Genomic DNA, 19,201 nt, shown 5'->3' on the forward strand with positions numbered 1-19,201 from the left:
TACGGCGCGGCCGGATTCGACTGTGGCTCAGCGCTCGTCAACGCGCGACGAACTTGAAGTCGACCGGCGAGCCGATATCGATGCGCTTCGGATTCGGCTCGAGCAGGCCCGTTTGCCGGTCGCGGCGGAACACGTAGGCGGTGTCGCTGTTCTGATTGCCGACGATCAGCCACTGGCCAGTCGGATCGATCGCGAACTCGCGCGGCGACCCGCCGAGGCTCGACTGCCGCCCCACACGCCTGAGCTTGCCGGAGTCCGCATCGACGGCAAAGATCGAGATGTCGCTGGCGTCGCCGCGATTCGACACATAGAGGAACTTGCCGTCCGGCGAAAGATGCAGCGCCGCCGCGCCCTGCGTGCCCTCGAAGCCCGGCTCGGCAAGCTTCTCGACCTGCTCGAGCTTCAGGCGCCCGTCCTGATAGCGGAACACGCTCACGATTGCGGCCAGCTCGCTCGTGAGATACGCGTGGCGCCCGTCGTTGCCGAAGATCAGATGGCGCGGTCCGCTACCTGTCTTGACATCCGTATAGCGCCACTGGGCAGGGCTCACGGGGCTCCGGCTGCCGTCCGGTGTGTAGCGATAGGTCCAGAGCTTGTCGGTGCCGAGGTCCTGGGCGAAGAGGTAGTGCCCATCCGGCGAGAACACCGTCGAGTGCACGTGAGCGTTGTCCTGGTGTCCCTTCGCGGGGCCGCCGCCCTCGTGATGCACGGTGAGCACCGCGTCGCTGAGCTTGCCGTCCTGCTGCACGGGCAGCACCGCAAAGCTGCCGCCCGGGTCGGCCGCGACTGAGTAGTTGGCGACGAACAGATAACGCCCATCGGGCGATAGGCGCACGTAGCACGGATCGTTGCCCTGCGCCGACACCTTGTTGAGGAACGTGAGCTGGCCGCTCGCGGCGTCGAAGGCGAATGCGCTCACGTCGCCGCGCAGACTCGCGGGGCCGTTATCGCCAGGAAGCTCGTTCACCGCATAGACATAGCGATGGTCGCGGCTCACCTCCAGGAACGACGGATTCACCGTCCTCGCGACGCTCACCTGCTGTGCGTCGCCAGTCTTCGTGTCGAAGCGGAAGACGTAGAGCCCCTCGCTCTTGCCGCTCGTATAGGTGCCGACGATGAGATCGTAGACGCCGTCCGCCGGCGCGGCGGTGGAAGTGGCTTGAGGAAACGCATGCGTCGCGGCGACGCAAGCCATGATGACGAAGCCTTTGATGAGCCGGGTGAAGAGCCGCGCCGACCCGCGTTGCACGCAATACTCGTTCCGATCGTTCATGCGTTTCCTCTGTTACGAAGTTGCCTGACGTTGTGCGACTCGCTTCGTTCGATCTACGCCAGCGTTAGGACGCGTTGCTCATTGGTAGCAACTTTAGGCAGTAAGCGGTGCGCGAGTCAATTGCACAATGGTGTTAGCGGCACTTCCGCATCGACGCTAAGGAATGCCATGTGATCTAACACCAAAGGTCACTTGCGGCTGCCCTCGGCACACCATAGATTGATTCGTAAAGGGACGCCATTAACAGGATGCAGGGAAAGCCGTCTGCTTGATGAACCCCAAGGACTTCATGATGGTTATCAACTCAAAGGACGATCAAGTGACACAACATGAATCCCCAAGCAATGGTTTCGGCGAGACGCCCGCGTCACGCGAGCGCCGCCATTGGCTGCAAGGTGCACTCGCCCTCGCGGCCGTCGGCCTGACTGGTTCCGCCACGCTCAAGGCGCTTGCGCAGAGCACCGCGGGTAGGAGCGACGTCGGCCAGTCATTCGACGCATTCATGACGCTCTCGAAATCGCTCACCGGCAAAAGCTCGCTCGATCGCGCCGTCGGCGAGCGCCTCGTGACAGCCCTGCAAAAGAAGACGTCCGATCTGTCGCAGCGCGTGCCGCAGCTCGCCGGCGCGCTCGCATCGAGCTCGATCAAGCCGGACGACGAAGGACTCGCGTTGAAGATTCTCGCGGGCTGGTACATGGGCATCGTGGACGATGCCGTGATCACGTATGAGCAGGCTCTGATGTTCAGCGTGGTCTCCGACACGCTGATCGTCCCCAGCTATTGTCCCAACCAGCCTGGCTTCTGGGCATCGAAACCTATCGAGAGGCAATCCTGACCATGGCCGATACTCAACAAGCCGATATCGTCGTAGTGGGGTCTGGCGTCGCTGGCGCGCTCGTCGCACATCAGCTTGCCCTCGCGGGCAAGTCGGTGATCATGCTCGAAGCGGGCCCCCGCATGCCGCGCTGGGAGATCGTCGAGCGCTTTCGCAATCAGGTCGACAAGATGGACTTCATGGCGCCGTATCCGTCGAGCGCGTGGGCGCCGCATCCTGAGTACGGCCCGCCTAACAACTATCTCATCCTGAAGGGCGAGCACAAGTTCAACTCGCAGTACATCCGTGCCGTGGGCGGCACCACGTGGCACTGGGCGGCCTCCGCGTGGCGCTTTATCCCGAACGACTTCAAGATGAAGACCGTGTATGGCGTGGCGCGTGACTGGCCGCTGCAATACGAAGACCTGGAGCCGTGGTATTACCGCGCCGAACAGGAACTGGGCGTGTGGGGGCCCAACGACGAAGACCTCCTTTCGCCGCGTAAACAGCCTTATTTCATGACGCCGCCGCCGCTCTCGTACAACGAGGCGACCGTCAAGTCGAAGCTCAACAGCTATAACCCGGCCTTTCACGTGGTAACCGAACCGGTGGCGCGTAACAGCCGGCCGTACGACGGCCGTCCCACGTGCTGCGGCAACAACAACTGCATGCCGATCTGCCCGATCGGCGCCATGTACAACGGCATCGTGCACGTCGAGAAGGCCGAGCAGGCGGGTGCCAGGCTCGTCGAAAACGCGGTGGTGTACAAGCTCGAGGTGGGGCCGGACAAGCGCATTACCGCGGCGCTCTACAAGGACTCGCAGGGCGCCTCCCATCGCGTGGAGGGCAAGTACTTCGTCCTCGGCGCGAACGGCATCGAGACGCCGAAGATCATGCTGATGTCGACGAGCCACGATTTTCCGAACGGCGTCGGCAACAGCTCAGACATGGTCGGCCGCAACCTGATGGACCACCCGGGCACCGGCGTGTCGTTCTACGCGGACGAGAAGCTGTGGCCGGGCCGAGGGCCGCAGGAAATGACATCGCTGATCGGCTTTCGCGACGGCCCGTTCCGTGCGCAGCAGGCGGCCAAGAAGATCCACCTTTCGAATATGTCGCGCGTCGATCAGGAGACGCAGAAAATCTTCGCGCAGGGCAAGCTGCTCAAGCCGGCTGCGCTGGATGCGCAGATCCGTGACCGCTCGGCCCGCTACGTGCAGTACGACTGCTTTCACGAAATCCTGCCGCAACCCGCAAACCGCATCGTGCCGAGCCGCACGCAAACCGATGCCATTGGCATTCCGCGTCCGGAAATCACCTACCGGATCGACGACTACGTGGTGCGCGGCGCGGCGCACACGCGCGAAGTCTATGCGACCGTTGCGACGGTGCTGGGCGGCACGGATGTCGAGTTCCATGACGAGTTCGCACCGAACAACCACATCACCGGCGCGACAATCATGGGCAGCGATCCGCGCGATTCCGTCGTCGACAAGGACTGCCGGACTTTCGACCATCCGAACCTGTTCGTGTCGAGCAGCGCGACGATGCCCACCGTCGCGACGGTCAACGTGACGCTGACCATTGCAGCGCTCGCGCTGCGGATAGCGGACCAGCTCAAAAAGGAAGTCTGACGTGCTCAAAAAGACCCTCTTCCTGACCCTCGCCGGGGCCTTTGCGCTCACCGGTGCTGCCCGCGCCACCAACGTGGCCAAGGTCCCGCAAGCAGACGAGGCCACGCTCGTGAAACGCGGCGAATACCTCGCCGTGGCCGGTGACTGCATGGCGTGCCATACCGCTTCCAAAGGCAAGCCGTTTGCGGGCGGTTTGCCGATGAAGATCCCGATGCTCGGCACGATCTATTCGACCAACATCACGCCGGACAAGGACACTGGTATCGGCACGTGGTCATTCGAGGATTTCGACCGCGCCGTGCGCAAGGGCGTCTCGAAGGACGGCCACAACCTGTACCCGGCGATGCCCTACGTCTCGTTCGCGAAGGTCAGCGACGACGACATGAAGGCACTCTATGCGTACTTCCAGCACGGCGTCGCGCCTGTGAATCAGCTGCAGCGCGCAGGCGATATTCCCTGGCCGCTCAGCATGCGCTGGCCGCTGGCGCTATGGAACCGGGTGTTCCTCGAGACAGGCCCGTACCAGCCCAGGCCCGGGCGCGGTGTGGAGTGGAATCGCGGCGCATACCTCGTTCAGGGGCTCGCGCATTGCAGTACCTGCCATACGCCGCGCGGCTTTGCGATGCAGGAGACGGCGCTCGACGATAGCCGCAGCGGTTTCCTCTCGGGCTCCGTGCTTGCCGGCTGGCAGGGCTACAACATCACGCCGGACGCGAATAGCGGCATTGGCCGCTGGAGCGATGCGCAGCTCAAGCAGTACCTGCGCACGGGCAGCGTGCCAGGCGTCGCGCAAGCGGCGGGTCCGATGGCCGAGGCTGTCGAGCATAGCTTCTCGCATATGACCGACGCCGATCTGACGGCCATTACTACGTACGTCCGCACGGTGCCCGCAGTCAGCGACGGCAGCACGCGCCCGCGCAACGGATGGGGCCGGCCGGCCACGGAAGTGGCGACGCTGCGCGGCGTCGCGTCCGACGATACGCTGGACCCGGCACGGCTCTATCTGGGCAATTGCGCAACCTGCCATCAGGCCCATGGCGAGGGTTCTCCCGACAGCTATTACCCGTCGCTGATGCGCAATTCGACGGTGGGTGCGGCCAACCCGACCAACCTCGTACAGGTGATCCTGCACGGTGTGCAACGCGACGCGGCGGGCAACGACGTGGGCATGCCGGCTTTCTCGCACGAACTGACCGATGCGCAGATTGCGGCGCTCACCGACTATGTGACGGCGCACTTCGGTGATCCGTCGGCGAAGGTCACGGATAAGGACGTGGCGAAGCTGCGCTGAGTCGACACGTTTCAGCGGAACGAACGTCATTTGATCGTTTCGATCGCGTGATATGGAGAACAAAACATGAGCACAGCAATCGTGCGCATGATACCGCTCGCCTTGATGGCGGCAGGTTCGCTGGCCTTTGCATCCCGGCAGCTTACCCCACAGGAGTGCAATAGCTATCCGTTCAAGCCCGCCAAGGGCGCGCTTACGAGGGCGGACGTGGTTCGCGAACTGGCGGAGCTGGAATTGGTTGGCTATCAGCCCCCGACCGACAATTCTTCGACCGACATCCGCGCCTATAGAGAGAGGCTCATAGCCAAGCATGCAACAGACTGTCTGCCTGAGCACTCCACCGCCAGCAACCAGGAGACGAACCGCTAGTTTTGTATTCGCCCACAAGCGTGAAAGTTTCGACAGCACCACCCGCAATGCGCAGCAACACATGACGGCGCGCTTGCGCGACCGTTTTCGTCGGAAAGTTGATGGGACCTGCGTAACGTTCTGGTAGCCTTTGCACATAGCCTGCATGAGCTCGTCTGTGCAGCCGGCTATTCAGAAGCCACCGGCCCATGCGCGTAGCGCGAGGACTGCCGTGGTCGTAGAGCGAAGTAAAGTTGTCAGTGCGCCGGGAGACCGGCAAGGAGTAAAGAGTGCAAGTCTCTTACAACGAAGGTCTAGCAAACCACGTTGTCCCCGAGTCATGCGCAGTATGTCGCGAGACATGCGGCGAAGCGTTGACAGGGGTACGTGCGGGCCAGCCATTGAGCCGCGATAGTTTACTTATTCTGAGTGCCGACGCTGTTGACAAGGCGGAAGGCAACACGACGGAGCGCGATATTGCGAGCACTCCGTTCGGCTCGGCGTGGTCGAAGACCCTGGCACGCACGCACGCTCCTTGTTTGGGAACCGGGAGATCTCCAGTCTGGCCTGTCGCAGCAAGGGCAGGTCCGCATCGGGAAGGCGAGGAGCCGTAGCCGATGATGAACGGACGGGAGAAGTCAGACTCCGCAATAGTAGCGAAGAAGCCCGCGAACAACGCCGGGGAACCGGCCGCGGAGTGGGTGGAGCGAAGGGCGGGGACCAAGGGGAACACGGGTCAGTCCAACACGTGCCGGGCGCAGAACCGGGCAAGCGTGCCACAGGGGCTGGAACGTGTACGGCAAGCTGCATGGCAGCGGAAGAAGGAGCGGTTCACCGCTCTGCTGCACCACGTCACCATCGACCGGCTTCGAGAGTCGTTCCATGCGCTAAAGCGCAATGCGGCTCCTGGGGTGGACGGTATGACATGGCGGTACTTCGAAGCAAATCTGGAGGGCAACCTTCAGCGTCCGCACGCGCAAGTACAAAGTGGAGCGTACCGGGCACTGCCCGTTCGGCGGCAGTACATACCCAAGCCGGATGGGAAACAGCGCCCGTTGGGAATTGCTGCGTTGGAAGACAAGATCGTCCAACGTGCGGTGGTCGAGGTGCTAAACGCGATCTACGAGACAGATTTTCTCGGCTTCTCGTACGGGTTCCGGCCCGGGCGCAGTCAGCATGATGCGATGGATGCGTTGTCGGTGGCCATCGACCGCACCCCAGTGAACTGGATTCTGGACGCAGATATTCGGAGCTTCTTTGACGGATTAAGCCAGGAATGGTTGGTCCGATTTCTGGAGCACCGGATCGGCGACCAGCGCATCATCCGCCTTGTGCGTAAGTGGCTCAAGGCGGGTGTTCTGGAAGATGGAGAACTTAGCGTCAGTGAGACTGGCACACCACAGGGATCAGTGGCCTCACCGCTGTTCGCAAACGTGTACTTGCACTACGTCTTTGATCTCTGGGCCCATCGATGGCGACGGCGGGAAGCCAAAGGCAACGTAATCATCACGCGGTACGCCGATGATATCGTGGTCGGCTTCGAGCACGAAGCTGACGCGCGGCGCTTCTGGGAAGCGATGCAGGCGAGGTTGGAAGAGTTCGCGCTTGCGCTACATCCGGACAAGACGAGGCTGCTGGAGTTTGGCCGCAATGCAGCGGGCAGACGAAAGCGCTACGGCCTTGGCCGGCCGGAGACCTTCACCTTTCTGGGGTTCATCTTTATCTGCGGGCGGTCACGTCGTGGTGCCTTCCAGCTACAGCGGAAGACTCGGGGCGATCGCATGCGGGCGAAGCTCAGGCAGATCAAGGAGGAACTCCGCAGGCGCATGCATGACCCGATTCCAATGCAGGGGCAATGGCTCAGGCAGGTGGTACGCGGGTACTTCGCGTATCACGCGGTGCCTACCAACTCGCGGGCACTGGCCGCATTTCGATCCCACGTCACCGATCTCTGGCGGCGCACGCTCCGGCGACGCAGCCAGAAGGACGCCTTGACGTGGGAGCGAATGGCGCGGATCGCCAATGCCTGGCTCCCGCGACCTCGCATTCTTCATCCGTGGCCAAGCGAGCGGTTTGCCGTCAAACACCCGAGGTAGGAGCCCGGTGCCCGAATTGGGCACGCCGGGATCTGTGCGGGGGGTGCTCAGTAATGAGCATCCCTACCGCGATCTTCGCATCAGTGCGCATTAAAATCGTCAATTCCAGTTCGTCCTAGACCATGAAACCTCAGGCAGGTGGCAAACTGGTCGAGCATCGGATGCTGGCTCATATCGGAGTGGGCGGCCCACCTGGATTCAGCGAGTCGGTTGTCAACGCTCATCAAACACGCTGGCAAACTGCCGCAGGAACTCTATAAATCACTGACCTGGGATCGGGGAACAGAGACGGCCGACCATAAACGATTCACCATCGCCACCGACATTGCCGTGTATTTCTGCGATCCGAAACACCCCTGGCAACGCGGCTCGAACGAAAATACCAACGGCCTGTTGAGACAGTACTTCCCGAAAGGCATCGACCTGTCGGTCTACTCACAGGCCAAGCTTAACGCCGTGGCACGAAGGCTGAACGAGCGCCCGAGGAAGACGCTGGACTATGAAACACCGGCTGAACGATTCCATCGAACTATTGCATCGACCGGTTGAATCCGCCACACAGACCGGACATTCACCGGCTCGGCTTTTCTGATTCGCCTCGACGCTGGCAATACCAGAGCGCTTGTTGATGTCGCGGTTCCGCGCAATCGTGATCAAGCTGCAGATTCGGCAATCCGCCCGTAGTAGTAGCCGTACCATGAAGTGTTTGCGCCAGGGTTTGGTATGTATACCTTGGTTATATTTTCAGACGCCCGGCGCGGCGCTTATGATCATGACTTATGCCACGACGTGATGGAGAACGGACATGTGCCGAATTGGCTTTCTGATTAGCGACGGTTTCCTGTCCATGGATCTCGCGACGCAGTCGGTGTTCGAGTGCGCGAACGTCGTGGTCGGAGAGTCCTTCTACGCGCTCGAAACGTTTTCCGAGGACGGCGGGGAAATGCGCTCGTCACTAGGCCTGACAGTGAGCACACGATCATTGCACGGGCACGTTGACGTGGACACGTGGATCGTCGGCGGGGTCATTGATCCGCTCAGTTCGCCGCCTCCTGACACTATAGTTGCGTTCCTGCGCAAAGCGAGTATCAGCGCGAGGCGCATAGGCGCGATCTGCACCGGCGGATTCGTGCTCGCGGAAGCAGGCTTGCTGGCGCAGCGGCGCGCCACGACGCATTGGGCGTACGGGCGCGCAATGCAGGAACGTTTTCCGGATATTCACGTCGAGGAAGACCAGATCTACATTGTCGATGGTCCGATCTGGACGTCCGCGGGCATGACGGCTGGCCTTGACCTGGCACTCGCGATGGTGGAAAAGGATCTGGGTGTGGAAACCGCCCGTGCAGTGGCGCACAGGCTTGTCATGCCTCAGCGGCGGGCGGGCGGCCAGTCGCAGCATTCAGAAATGCTGAACCTCGCACCGAAATCCGATCGGATCCAGAATGCCCTGAACTATGCGCGCCAGAATCTGAGGCGTTCGCTGACGGTAGATGAGTTGGCCGAAATTGCTCACCTGAGTCCGCGCCAGTTCAGCCGTGTGTTTACGCTCGAAACGGGAGCGTCTCCGGCCAAGGCTATTGAAAGACTTCGACTGGAGGTAGCGCGGCTGATGATCGAACAGAGCCGGCATCCGCTTGATGTTATCGCCAGAGAGGCCGGGTTTCGCGACTGCGAGCATATGCGCGACGCTTTCATGCGCGAGGTTGGCCGTCCGCCCCAGGCAGTCCGGCGCCACAAGCGCATGGGTGTCCGAGGGATTCTGCGGACTGACCCGGTCGATGCAACACCATAGAAGCTGGCGTGCGCAGCGTTTGCGGCTGACGGTCGGCTACAGGTAGAAAAATTCGCCAATAACAATTTCTTTTCAGCCACCAGCCCTCACGGTTGCCCGAAGGCTTCCGCAAATTCATCCGAATAAATCTCCGCGAGCGCAACGCGCAGCGCTGCCGCTCGTTCCTCGCCATATACCTCCTCAAAACGACGCTGAGCTTTCCGCCAAAGGCGATTGGCTTCAGCAAGCTTGGCGCGCCCGGCCGCTGTCAAATCGACGCGCCGGCTTCTGCGATCGTCCTCGTCGGGCCGCAGCGCGAGATATCCATCGCGTTCGAGCGGCTTGACGTTCCGTGCAAGCGCCGATCGGTCAAGCACCATCGCGTAGGCGAGTTCGGTCATGGTTGGACTGCCTGCACGTTCGACTTGAAGAAGGATGGACCGCTGGGCTGCGCTCAGTCCGCATGGCGCCAGAACAGCATCGTAGAGCTGCGACAGTCGCCGGCTGGCCTTGCGCAGTGCGGAGCCGTTGCAGACGAGAGGGGCCTTGGGGTTGGTCGGTGACATTGGTCGTTACTCGAGGAAAGCAAATGGGTACGATCCAACCTCAAGGCCTGGCAGCGCCCGGATTCAATCCGCTCCTTCGAGCGATGCTAGAGACGCCGATAGTGCCATTGCTTGCGCGCATGGGCTGGTCGAACATGCTGATGATGCTCGCTCAGGCATCGACCGGGCTCATCGAAACATGGTTTCTCGCAAAACTCGGCACGTCGATACTCGCGGGTGTCGCGGTGGTCGTGCCGGTATTGATGCTGATGCAGAACATGTCGAAGGGCGCGATGGGCGGCGGCATCTCGTCGGCGGTTGCGCGCTCGCTGGGTTCCGGCGACGCGGAACTGATCGTTCAGCTCGCGCGCCATGCGCTCGCTCTGAACGCGTTGATCTGCATTGCGTTCTCGGTGGTCTTGCTGGCAATCTCGAAGCCTCTATTCCAGATGCTCGGCGCGCACGGCGCCGCACTCGATGCAGCCAGCACTTACGGCCATGTCCTGTTTTTTGGTCTGCCGCTCCTGTGGGCAATGAATGCACTTGCGAGCGTGATTCGCGGTACCGGCAACATGATCGTGCCCGGTGCGGTGATCTGCGGCGGTGCGGCGCTCTTGATCCCACTGTCGCCGTGCCTGATCTTCGGCTTCGGGCCCGTGCCACGAATTGATGTCGCAGGTGGTGCGTGGGCGCTTATTGGGTACTACGCGGCAGGTACGATGATTCTCGGCTGGTATTGCGTAAGCGGGCGTGATCCGGCTCGTTTGGTACGTGGCCCTCTACGTTGGGCGACGATGCGGGGGATACTCGTTGTCGGCGGGCTCGCCTGCCTGAATCCGATACTGACGAACGCCCTGATGGCGTTGACTGGCGCGGCGGTCGGCGCGCATGCCGGCACGGCCGCGCTCGCGGGTTACGCCACAGCCGCGCGGCTCGAATACCTGATCATGCCGATTGCTTTCGGTCTGGGCGCGCCAATGGTCGCGCTCGTGGGAGCCAATATCGGCGCCGGGCAGTACGAACGAGCGCGCAACATTGCGCTGACCGGCGGGGCGATGGCATTTGCCCTTTCCGAACTGGTCGGAGTCGCGGCTTCACTCTGGCCGCACGCGTGGCTGGAACGCTTCGGTACGAATGAGCAGTTATTGCAGACAGGATCGGTCTGCTTGCACATCATCGGGCCGTTCTACGGCTTTTCGGGGCTCGGGTTCTCGCTGTATTTCGCGGCGCAGGGTGCAGGCCGCCTGCAATGGCCGCTCGGGGCGGGAGCACTGCGGCTGGCCCTGTATGCGGGTCTCGGAACACTGTTGTTGCGCCTGACCGGATCGCTCCCGCTGTTTTTCGCGGTGGGCGCGGGGGCGATGGCGGCGTATGGCGCGATCAATCTCTGGTCGGTTGCGTCAGGGCGTTGGTTCGTTGCGAAGCCGGTTCATAGCGGCGCCCAGCAACCGCTTTCGATCGTGAAAATGACAGATGACTGTTCGTGTAACGCTGCCGGTAAGTGACGCCGCTTGGAGAAGGTGGTGTAAAAACATGCGACGTTTATGCTTGGCGCGAAAGATGGCTCGCCTGAATGCTCTATGTCGGCGTTGCGGAAGTTGGCGGAAGGGTACAGTGGCGCCCGAAAATCGGGAGATTTTGAGCTTTGACACACCCTCAGCCGCACGCTGACGTCTCGATGGCGCAGGTGCTCTTGGTGCATTTGCAGTGACGCGTTGAATTGACCTCTTGGCGCGCGATGCGTCCAAAGTCATCGGTTGCCCGTAGCCGAACCAGGTGCGAGGCAGCCCAAGCATCCCGGATTTCGGCGAGCATTACGCCGGCATAGCGTGCTTCAATCGCTACCGACGGCCTGGTCGACGTTCGGCGAGCCAGCGCCCAAACGCTGCGCTTCGAGCAGTTCCCGGAAGATGTGCGCACGCCAAAGGTTCGCGAAAGATTCCATCGGACGATAGTCCCTTCCTCACCAAAGCTCCACCTCGACATCACCGTCTTCTCACGACTTTCAGGCACATCCACCCTGATAATGCTCCCGTGGTAACCATCTTTCTGAAGGAGAATTGAAATGAACGCGTCCCACCCGTGACCGAGTGAGCGAAGAATGAGGGTGGATCCTCACGGGCCAACGGCATCGATGTGCCCAGGTAGAAAATGCACGCATTTTCTGGCAACCGGAGGATCCACGATGAATAGTATGGCCGTAGGTGTCGACATCGCCAAGCGGGTATTCCAGGTGCATTACGTTGACCGGGAAACTGGCGAGATCGTGAACAAGGCAATCAGGCGCGGGAAGTTTTTGGAGCACTTCGCGAACCGTGCGGCCTGCCTGATCGGGATGGAAGCATGTGGTGGAGCCCACCACTGGGCTCGGCAACTCACGCAGATGGGTCATGAGGTCAGGCTGATGCCGGCCGAGTTCGTGAAGGCGTTCAACATCCGGAACAAGAACGACGCGGCGGATGCCCGGGCGATCTGGCTCGCGGTACAGCAGCCGGGCAAGCCGGTGGCAGTGAAGACTGAGATGCAGCAGGCGATGCTGGCGCTGCACCGGATGCGCGAGCAGTTGGTGAAGTTCCGCACGATGCAGATCAATGGGCTGCGTGGCTTGCTGAACGAATACGGCGAGGTGATGAGCAAGGGACGAGCGAAGCTGGACACGGAAATACCAGCTGCGCTCGGCCGAATCGCAGAGCGCTTGCCAGCGGCACTGATCGATACGTTGCGCGAGCAATGGAACGGGTTGGCAAAGCTCGACGAACAGATCGCGGAAATCGAACGTCGGATGCGCGAATGGAAGAAGGAAGACAAGGCAGTGACGGCGATTAGCGAGATACCTGGCGTAGGTTTGCTGACAGCCACGGCCGCGGTAGCAATGATGGGCGACCCGAAGGCGTTCAGTTCGGGGCGGGAGTTCGCGGCGTGGGCCGGGTTAGTGCCGAAGCAGACCGGCTCGGGCGGCAAGGTGAACCTGCACGGGATCAGCAAGAGGGGCGACACGTATCTGCGCACGCTACTGATCCACGGCGCACGAAGCGTGCTGACGCATGCGAAAGAGCCCGGTGAGTGGGTCGAGCAGATGAAAAAGCGCCGACCGCCGAACGTGGTGATCGTCGCATTGGCCAACAGGATGGCGCGGACGATCTGGGCAGTACTGGCCCATGACCGGCCGTACCAAAGGGATTACGTGAGCGTGAAGCCGGCCTGACCGGTGGGTGCCACGTTGAAGATCAACGTTTAACACAGGGTGAACGTCGAAAGGTTGCGCAGCAATCGAGTGTGATGACAAGCCAGGTAGGACCGGGACTCGCTAAACCTGAATACCATCACGAGCTACTAGCTCGCCAGGAGAATGAGGTGCGAGTCAGCGAATTTCATAGGGGCCCGCAGCGGCAATATCGGCTGCAACAAGGCCGGATATAGAGCTGCAGCCCATCCTGTCTGTCGAAGCACACGAATACTGTTGCAAACGGGACGCGTTCATATAGATGGTATGGACGCATCGGGATGATGGACGGCGAGATGGACCGGATTGGGCGCAACTTCAGTTACGAAACGCAGAGGAAATCATGTGCCGGGAATTAAGCAATTGGATTTACATCGGAAGCAACGCATACGACGAATACACGTTTGTTTCGTGGCTGAACAGAAACGTCTATCGCCGTACCGTCGATCTGGGTCGCGTCTGTTTGCTGTAGTGCAACGCCTCGTAAAACGTCCCTAATAATGGCAGATCGGGTTGCGCTATATCCGCCCGGAGAACAATGCTGAGCTGGAGGCGACCCGCGGGCAGGCCGCTGCAAAAACCATCGGTAGCGCCTCCATCCAGAGCTTCTAGAACACGTAGTGCATCCCGACGATCACCCCGAGTTGATTCTTGCCGACCACGCCGACGGGGATTGAGTTCTGGATGCCGAACGTGCCGAGCGAGTTGTTCTTCACATAGCCAATGTCGGCATAGAGCGCGGTCCGTTTCGACAGCAAATAGTTGGAGCCAATCTTGTAGAGGGTTCCGCTCATCTCGCCATTGGTTCGATCATCGAGGCGGATACAGACCGCCGAGAATTCCACGGCCGGACTGAAATGGTAGTCGATTTCGCCCGTATAGAAGTTGACGCTCGTTCCCTTGGCTTCATTCTTGAAATTGGCGAAGTTAAGCGCAAAGCGGAACTGCGCAAGCTTGTAGTTTGCGCCGACTGTATAGGCTTGCGCGACTTCTTTGTTGGTCACGCCGGTCGGATCATTGCCGGAGAAGTACGCGCCGCCGACAAGGAGGTCGCCGACGTGCCAGGTGAGCCCGGCAGACAGCGCACGCTTCGTCTGGAAGTCGCCGGCGGCTCCTCCGAAGCTGTACATTGCCGATCCATGGAATCCGTACGCATCCGGAATCTGATACTCGACCGAATTGTCGACCCAGGAGTATTGCCATCCTGAGTAGCCGGTGAGGTTCTGGTAGAGCAGATTATTCAACGAGCCGAAATTGGAATAGCCGGTAACGTCCAGGTCGACAAGCGTCTTGAGTAGAGGCGATTGGTTCTTACCGAGGAGCAGGGCGCCGAATTGGCCGCTTTTCAGGCCGACCGTTGCACCGCGATCGAACAGCACGGTCGACGTGCTGGTCGGCAGCCCCCCGTTGATGAACGTACCGTTGTTGACGCGAAAGCCGTTCTCCAGTGCGAAAGTCGCTTGCCATCCGCCGCCGAGATCTTCGGCGCCGATAAAGCCGAATCGGCTCGTGTACTCGCCCCCGGAAACGACCTGCCAGGAGTTGCCGCCAGCTCCGGCATGCGTCTTGTACAGAATGCCGCTGTCGACAACGCCGTAGAGCGTCACTGAAGACTGCGCGTGCGCGACGCCGATCCCTGCCGAACCGATGCAAAACCCAAGCGCGAAAACCGAACTTCGCTTCATAAAGATCTCCGAGGATAGTGTCTTGTTTTAATCTAGAGATACTGAATATCGCTACGAATTCTCTGGAACCATGTCATTGTTGATTCCGCTAACGCTGGAGGGAGGGCCTGCGCCTCGAAAAATGCAGTCCGCAGAAGCCGCACAGGAAGATGAATATCGCCGCTATCCAAGGCCAGGAACGGTGGGGATCGGCGACGATCGCGACACTGAATGCCTTCAACAGCGTCACCGAAGTGCTCGTGCTTTCGGAAAGCGCGCTGGTCATCTCGATCATTGCGGCGAAGCCGGCAACGCTCAGTAGGCCGCTTAAGCAAACCAGAGAGAGATGCGCGATCAACCTCGGAGTGCCATGCGCTGCGCGATACGTCCTTGCATACCGTGCCACGATCGCAGGTGTGTCTATTAGCCCCTTGCGCATGAACATGACGACGAGTACGAAGCACGCGCCGAGATAGAGCGGCCACGCATGCGTGAGTGACGCAAGACAGATGGACGCCACCGTGATGAGCGCCGCCCCGACAACGGGCCCAAAGAATGAAGCATAGCCGCCGATGAATGCATGAAGCAGTCCTGCCGTGCTTTGTGGCAGGGACAGCGAATCCATCGTGACGACTTGAAAGCCGAGCGCATAGAGGGCGCCTGCAACGCCTGCGAAACCCGCGGAAAGCGTCGAGGCCATACCGCGGACGAGGGCCGGGCTGAAACCGATGAACTCGACCCGCTCGGGATTATCGCGAGTCGCGAGCATCAGCTGCCCGAGTGCGGAGCGGGTCAGAGCGAACATCAGCACCGTCGACAGCCATGTCCAACCGGCAATCAGCAGATAGATGGCGACCGGCGAGCCGAAATCGATGCCCCATTCGTTGGACTTCGCGGGATCCAGCGAGATGCCCTCGTCGCCACCGGACCAGCCTGTCAGGACGGTGGCGGCGGAGAACGCCAACTGGCCGATCGCCAGCGTGATCATCGCGTAGGTGAGCGCGCCGCTGCGCACGGTGAACGACGCCAGGAAAGCGCCGGCCACGACGGAAACGGCCCAACCGACCAGCGGCGCGAGCACGAGCGGGAAGGCACCGCCGAAGTGATTGAGCGCATGCGCTGTCGCGTAGGCACCGAGGCCGAAGTAAAGCGCGTGGCCGAACGAGAGCAGACCGGTACCGCCGAGCAGCATGTTATAGGCGACTGCGAACGTCACCGCGATGCATATCTGAGTCAGAAGCGATACCGCGAACGGCGAGGAGAACAGCAACGGTAACGCGGCAAGCAGCGCCAGTGCGGCGATCCACGCCGTGGCCTGCAGAGAGAGGCGTCGCTCGGCAGGCAGATAGCGCGAGTAAGCGGTGTGGCCGGCGGTGCTCGCCGACGAGGGTTCGGCGAAATGGCACGCGAGCGTGTTGGGTTGACGTTTCATCGATGACATGATCCGGGTTGTTCAATGACGGGCGCCCATCAGGCCGCGCGGGCGAAGGCCCAGCACCACGACGACGATGACAAAGGGAACCAGTGGCGCAAAACGGCTGATTGGCTGATCCAGTGCGGCGGTGGCCGCGCCCGACCATGAGAACAGCGCGTGAAAGGGTCCGAGAAGACTGCTCCAGGGCGCCTCGGTCGATGTCGCGAGCGTCTGCAGCACGCCGATCAGAAGCGACGAGACGAGCGCGCCGCCCAGCGATCCCAGGCCGCCGACGACGATCACGATCATGAGAATCGCGTCGAGTTCGCCTGCCATCCCGGGCTCCGTGCCGAGCAGATTTCCCGACAGCGCGCCAGCCAGTCCGGCGAGCGCGGCGCCCGCGGCGAACACCATGTTCCGCAATAGCGGCAGGTTGTGGCCGAGCGTGTTCACGATGTCGGGATGTGACAGTGAAGCGCGCACCGTCGTGCCGATGCGAGTGCATTTGAGCGTCACCACGAGCAGCGCCAGCACTGCTAGTGTCATGGCCAGCGTGAACGCGCGATACGCCGAGTAGTCGATGCCATACAGCGAGAACAGCGGAACATTGAGGCTTGCGGGCATCGCATAGGCGACGGGGCTTTTGCCCCAGATCAGGCCGACCAGTTCGATCAGGGCGATATGAATGCCGAACGTGAGCAGGAGTGGACCGAGCAAGCCGTAGCGCAGCACATGCCGGATCCCGAACCGCTCAATGAGCGCGCCAAGCAGTGCGCAGCATGCGGGGGACACCACCAATCCCACCCAGAACCCAAGTCCGAGCAGTTGCGATGCCGTATAGGCGAAGTACGCGCCGAGCGTATAAAAGGCGGTATGCGAGAAGTTGAGCACGCCCAGCATGCTGAATACCAGCGTCAATCCCGAGGCCATCAGGAAGAGCAGCATGCCGTACGTGAGCCCGTTGAAGAGGCCGAGCAGAATCGATTGCATAGCGGTTGGGTTCCGGGCGAAAAGGAGCGATGCGAAAAAGGGCGGCGCTGCAACCTCGGCATCAGGCGCCGGGAGGCCGTTTCATCTGGCAGGTCGTGGGCTCGCTCATCTGCTCGCTGCCGAACGTCTTCAGCACTTTGAAGCCCCAGGGCGTGCCGTCCTGCTTGAACTTGGCGTCCGGGCTCATGACGGACAGGTAGACCGGCATCTGCGCTTGATGGTCGCTCGCGCGGATGGTGGCGCTATAGTTGTCGAACGTCACGGTGGTCGTCTCCATGGCTTTAGCCACGGGGAGTGGCTGCGTGGTGCCGGCTTTGCCGACCGCGTTCGTCAGGAACCGATAGGCCCGGTACATGCGCACGCTTTCGAAGTCACCGTAGCCGTCGGCGCGTGACTGCTCCACCAGTTTGTCGATCGTCGGCAGGTTCATGCTCATGACAGAGTCGGACGCCTGATACACGCGGTTGACACCCTTTGGCCCGATTGCGGGTAGCTGCCCGTGCTGCGACGCGTAGACCGTATACCAGCGCGCGTCGAGCCCCACCTCGTTGCCGGCGCCGATGAGCCGGTTCAGGTCGGTGCCAATGGCCGCGGTGATGACCACATCGGCGTGTGCAGACTTGATCTTCGCCACATAGGGGGTGAAGTCCTGAACGCGATCGGGCGGGAAAAGCTCGCTTCCGATCACCTGAATGTCCGGCCTGAACTGCTTGAGCATCCGCTTCGTGACGGCGTCCGCATCCTGTCCGGACGAGTAGTCCATGTTGATGAGGTAGACCCGCTTCACGCCAGGCTCGAGCGACAGGATCGCGCCTTTCAGCTCCATGCCGAGATGGGCCTGGGTGCGGAACTGCCAGAAAGAGCAGTATTGGTTGGTCGTTTCCTCGTCGAGCCCGGCCCAGTTGATCAGGACCATCTCCTTGCCGGGATTGCGCGCGTTGTATTTGTCGATGGCGTCGAGCAAGGTCATCGTGACGTTGTTGCCGACGCCCTGCAGGATGTAGTGAATGTCGCTGCCGATTGCACGGTCGAGGCAGCTCTTCGCGTCCTTGGGATTGAACTTGCTGTCGCAGGTCGTCAACTCGATCTTCTGACCGAGCAGGCCGCCGGCATCGTTGTCGCGCTTGACCGCGTATTCGAGATTTCGGCTGGTGGCCTGCATCGTCGCCGATTGCGGGCCGGAAAGCGGATCGATGAGCATGATCCGCAGAGGTTGCCCCGCATGCGCGAGAGCGCAGCTCATCAAGGGGGCGGCAATCGCGGCGGCGGCCGCGAGGCGTTTGTATCGGGTAGCTGCCATGTTTGTCTCTCTCCTGCTCGTTGCGCAATCGCGCGTCCTAGGTTTGTTTCGGGCTTCAGACTTCGAGCCATTCGTTGCGAATCGCCGGGTCGCTCCGAAACGCTGGGACGCTGCCGTCGAAAACGATCTGGCCATGCCCCATCACATTGACGCGCTGACAGAGGTCGAGCGCGATAGTGAGCTTCTGTTCGACCAGCAGAATGGCGACGCCTCGTCGCGCCGCTTCGCGAATCAGCGCCGCGACCTGGTCGATCATCGCGAGGCTCAGCCCTTCGGTCGGTTCATCGATCAGCAGCAGGCGGGGCTCGCCCATCAGCGCTCGGCATATCGTCAACATCTGTTGCTCGCCCCCGGACAGCACACCGCCGGCGACGTTCGCGCGTCGCTGCAGATTCGGGAAAAGCTCGAAGAATTCCTGCTCGGTCCAGTGCGGACCGCCTGTACCGGGACGCGATGCGCGATTGCGCTGGGGAAGGCCGACCGCCAGGTTCTCGCGCACCGTCAGATCGGGGAAGATCGCGCGGTTCTCGGGTACATAGCCGATACCCGCACGGGCCACCTCGTGCGGCTTCGCGCGCGTAAGCGCCACGCCGCCCATCGTGATGCTGCCGGTGCCGTCGATAAGCCGCATGATGGTCTTTAGCAGCGTCGAGCGCCCGGAGCCATTGCGACCGAGCAGCGCGACCGTCTCCCCTTCGGCGACGCGCAGCGTGGCGCCGTGGAGCACCCGGCCGTCGCCATATCCCGCGACGATGTCTCGCGCTTCGAACAGCGGCGTGCCCGGCGTGGGGCTGACGATTGTCGTGCTGTGATTCGTGATGGCTGACATGTAATCGGT

The 19,201-nt window shown here is 61.4% G+C and carries 15 protein-coding genes and 1 pseudogene; 9 read left to right on the top strand and 7 right to left on the bottom strand.

The genetic code is table 11. From position 1 onward, the window contains the following. Positions 1–37: 37 nt before the first annotated feature. Complete coding sequence (locus AB3X95_RS15355; RefSeq protein ID WP_176368103.1) at positions 38–1,273, bottom strand: lactonase family protein; 1,236 nt, start codon at positions 1,271–1,273, stop codon at positions 38–40. Positions 1,274–1,592: 319 nt separating this feature from the next. On the opposite strand from AB3X95_RS15355, the gene AB3X95_RS15360 reads away from it, so the two are divergent. The 7 genes and pseudogenes from AB3X95_RS15360 to AB3X95_RS15390 all read left to right on the top strand — a co-directional run bounded on the left by AB3X95_RS15360 (position 1,593) and on the right by AB3X95_RS15390 (position 9,248). Next, positions 1,593–2,108 (top strand): sugar dehydrogenase complex small subunit, encoded by a 516-nt coding sequence (locus AB3X95_RS15360; protein ID WP_309235091.1) that lies wholly within the window; start codon positions 1,593–1,595, stop codon positions 2,106–2,108. A 2-nt stretch (positions 2,109–2,110) separates the two neighbouring features. After that, positions 2,111–3,721, top strand: a complete 1,611-nt coding sequence (locus AB3X95_RS15365) for a GMC family oxidoreductase (protein WP_368621754.1) — start codon at positions 2,111–2,113, stop codon at positions 3,719–3,721. A gap of 1 nt (position 3,722) precedes the next feature. Continuing rightward, positions 3,723–5,012: a cytochrome c gene (locus AB3X95_RS15370; RefSeq protein WP_176120378.1), complete on the top strand. Its 1,290-nt coding sequence runs from the start codon at positions 3,723–3,725 to the stop codon at positions 5,010–5,012. A gap of 66 nt (positions 5,013–5,078) precedes the next feature. Next, entirely contained in the window at positions 5,079–5,381 is a 303-nt protein-coding gene (locus AB3X95_RS15375) for a DUF4148 domain-containing protein (protein WP_255215149.1), read from the top strand. 599 nt (positions 5,382–5,980) lie between these two features. Next, positions 5,981–7,456: a group II intron reverse transcriptase/maturase gene (ltrA, locus tag AB3X95_RS15380; protein WP_368621828.1), complete on the top strand. Its 1,476-nt coding sequence runs from the start codon at positions 5,981–5,983 to the stop codon at positions 7,454–7,456. Positions 7,457–7,654: 198 nt separating this feature from the next. After that, positions 7,655–8,005 (top strand): annotated as a pseudogene (locus AB3X95_RS15385) (IS30 family transposase); the annotation flags it as partial. 256 nt (positions 8,006–8,261) lie between these two features. Further along, positions 8,262–9,248 (top strand): GlxA family transcriptional regulator, encoded by a 987-nt coding sequence (locus AB3X95_RS15390; protein ID WP_176120379.1) that lies wholly within the window; start codon positions 8,262–8,264, stop codon positions 9,246–9,248. An 86-nt stretch (positions 9,249–9,334) separates the two neighbouring features. Here the strand turns inward: AB3X95_RS15390 and AB3X95_RS15395 are convergent, their stop codons facing one another. Then, positions 9,335–9,793, bottom strand: coding sequence for a MarR family winged helix-turn-helix transcriptional regulator (locus AB3X95_RS15395; protein WP_368621755.1), 459 nt, complete (start codon positions 9,791–9,793; stop codon positions 9,335–9,337). A gap of 143 nt (positions 9,794–9,936) precedes the next feature. Here AB3X95_RS15395 and AB3X95_RS15400 point away from each other — a divergent pair, with 143 nt between their 5' ends. Further along, positions 9,937–11,277 carry an MATE family efflux transporter gene (locus tag AB3X95_RS15400; RefSeq protein WP_368621829.1) on the top strand — a complete coding sequence of 447 codons (1,341 nt, stop codon included), beginning with the start codon at positions 9,937–9,939 and terminating at the stop codon, positions 11,275–11,277. A 680-nt stretch (positions 11,278–11,957) separates the two neighbouring features. Next, positions 11,958–12,977: an IS110 family transposase gene (locus AB3X95_RS15405; protein ID WP_368621830.1), complete on the top strand. Its 1,020-nt coding sequence runs from the start codon at positions 11,958–11,960 to the stop codon at positions 12,975–12,977. A 626-nt stretch (positions 12,978–13,603) separates the two neighbouring features. Here AB3X95_RS15405 and AB3X95_RS15410 read toward each other — a convergent pair. The 5 genes from AB3X95_RS15410 to AB3X95_RS15430 all read right to left on the bottom strand — a co-directional run bounded on the left by AB3X95_RS15410 (position 13,604) and on the right by AB3X95_RS15430 (position 19,192). After that, positions 13,604–14,680: a porin gene (locus AB3X95_RS15410; protein ID WP_368621756.1), complete on the bottom strand. Its 1,077-nt coding sequence runs from the start codon at positions 14,678–14,680 to the stop codon at positions 13,604–13,606. A gap of 88 nt (positions 14,681–14,768) precedes the next feature. Then, positions 14,769–15,929: a branched-chain amino acid ABC transporter permease gene (locus AB3X95_RS15415; protein ID WP_368621757.1), complete on the bottom strand. Its 1,161-nt coding sequence runs from the start codon at positions 15,927–15,929 to the stop codon at positions 14,769–14,771. 183 nt (positions 15,930–16,112) lie between these two features. Continuing rightward, positions 16,113–17,063, bottom strand: a complete 951-nt coding sequence (locus tag AB3X95_RS15420) for a branched-chain amino acid ABC transporter permease (protein ID WP_368621758.1) — start codon at positions 17,061–17,063, stop codon at positions 16,113–16,115. Positions 17,064–17,124: 61 nt separating this feature from the next. Further along, positions 17,125–18,264: an ABC transporter substrate-binding protein gene (locus tag AB3X95_RS15425; protein ID WP_368621759.1), complete on the bottom strand. Its 1,140-nt coding sequence runs from the start codon at positions 18,262–18,264 to the stop codon at positions 17,125–17,127. Positions 18,265–18,418: 154 nt separating this feature from the next. Further along, positions 18,419–19,192 (bottom strand): ABC transporter ATP-binding protein, encoded by a 774-nt coding sequence (locus AB3X95_RS15430; RefSeq protein ID WP_176368112.1) that lies wholly within the window; start codon positions 19,190–19,192, stop codon positions 18,419–18,421. Between the last annotated feature and the right edge of the window lie 9 nt (positions 19,193–19,201).

The organism is Paraburkholderia sp. BR13444 (assembly GCF_040948755.1).
GTDB lineage: Bacteria > Pseudomonadota > Gammaproteobacteria > Burkholderiales > Burkholderiaceae > Paraburkholderia > Paraburkholderia youngii.

Coding starts and splice junctions, on each gene's coding strand:
- AB3X95_RS15355 (WP_176368103.1), bottom strand. CDS start 1,273: ATGAACGATCGGAACGAGTATTGCGTGCAACGCGGGTCGGCGCGGCTC.
- AB3X95_RS15365 (WP_368621754.1), top strand. CDS start 2,111: ATGGCCGATACTCAACAAGCCGATATCGTCGTAGTGGGGTCTGGCGTC.
- AB3X95_RS15375 (WP_255215149.1), top strand. CDS start 5,079: ATGAGCACAGCAATCGTGCGCATGATACCGCTCGCCTTGATGGCGGCA.
- ltrA (WP_368621828.1), top strand. CDS start 5,981: ATGAACGGACGGGAGAAGTCAGACTCCGCAATAGTAGCGAAGAAGCCC.
- AB3X95_RS15390 (WP_176120379.1), top strand. CDS start 8,262: ATGTGCCGAATTGGCTTTCTGATTAGCGACGGTTTCCTGTCCATGGAT.
- AB3X95_RS15395 (WP_368621755.1), bottom strand. CDS start 9,793: ATGTCACCGACCAACCCCAAGGCCCCTCTCGTCTGCAACGGCTCCGCA.
- AB3X95_RS15400 (WP_368621829.1), top strand. CDS start 9,937: ATGCTCGCTCAGGCATCGACCGGGCTCATCGAAACATGGTTTCTCGCA.
- AB3X95_RS15405 (WP_368621830.1), top strand. CDS start 11,958: ATGAATAGTATGGCCGTAGGTGTCGACATCGCCAAGCGGGTATTCCAG.
- AB3X95_RS15410 (WP_368621756.1), bottom strand. CDS start 14,680: ATGAAGCGAAGTTCGGTTTTCGCGCTTGGGTTTTGCATCGGTTCGGCA.
- AB3X95_RS15420 (WP_368621758.1), bottom strand. CDS start 17,063: ATGCAATCGATTCTGCTCGGCCTCTTCAACGGGCTCACGTACGGCATG.
- AB3X95_RS15425 (WP_368621759.1), bottom strand. CDS start 18,264: ATGCTCATCGATCCGCTTTCCGGCCCGCAATCGGCGACGATGCAGGCC.
- AB3X95_RS15430 (WP_176368112.1), bottom strand. CDS start 19,192: ATGTCAGCCATCACGAATCACAGCACGACAATCGTCAGCCCCACGCCG.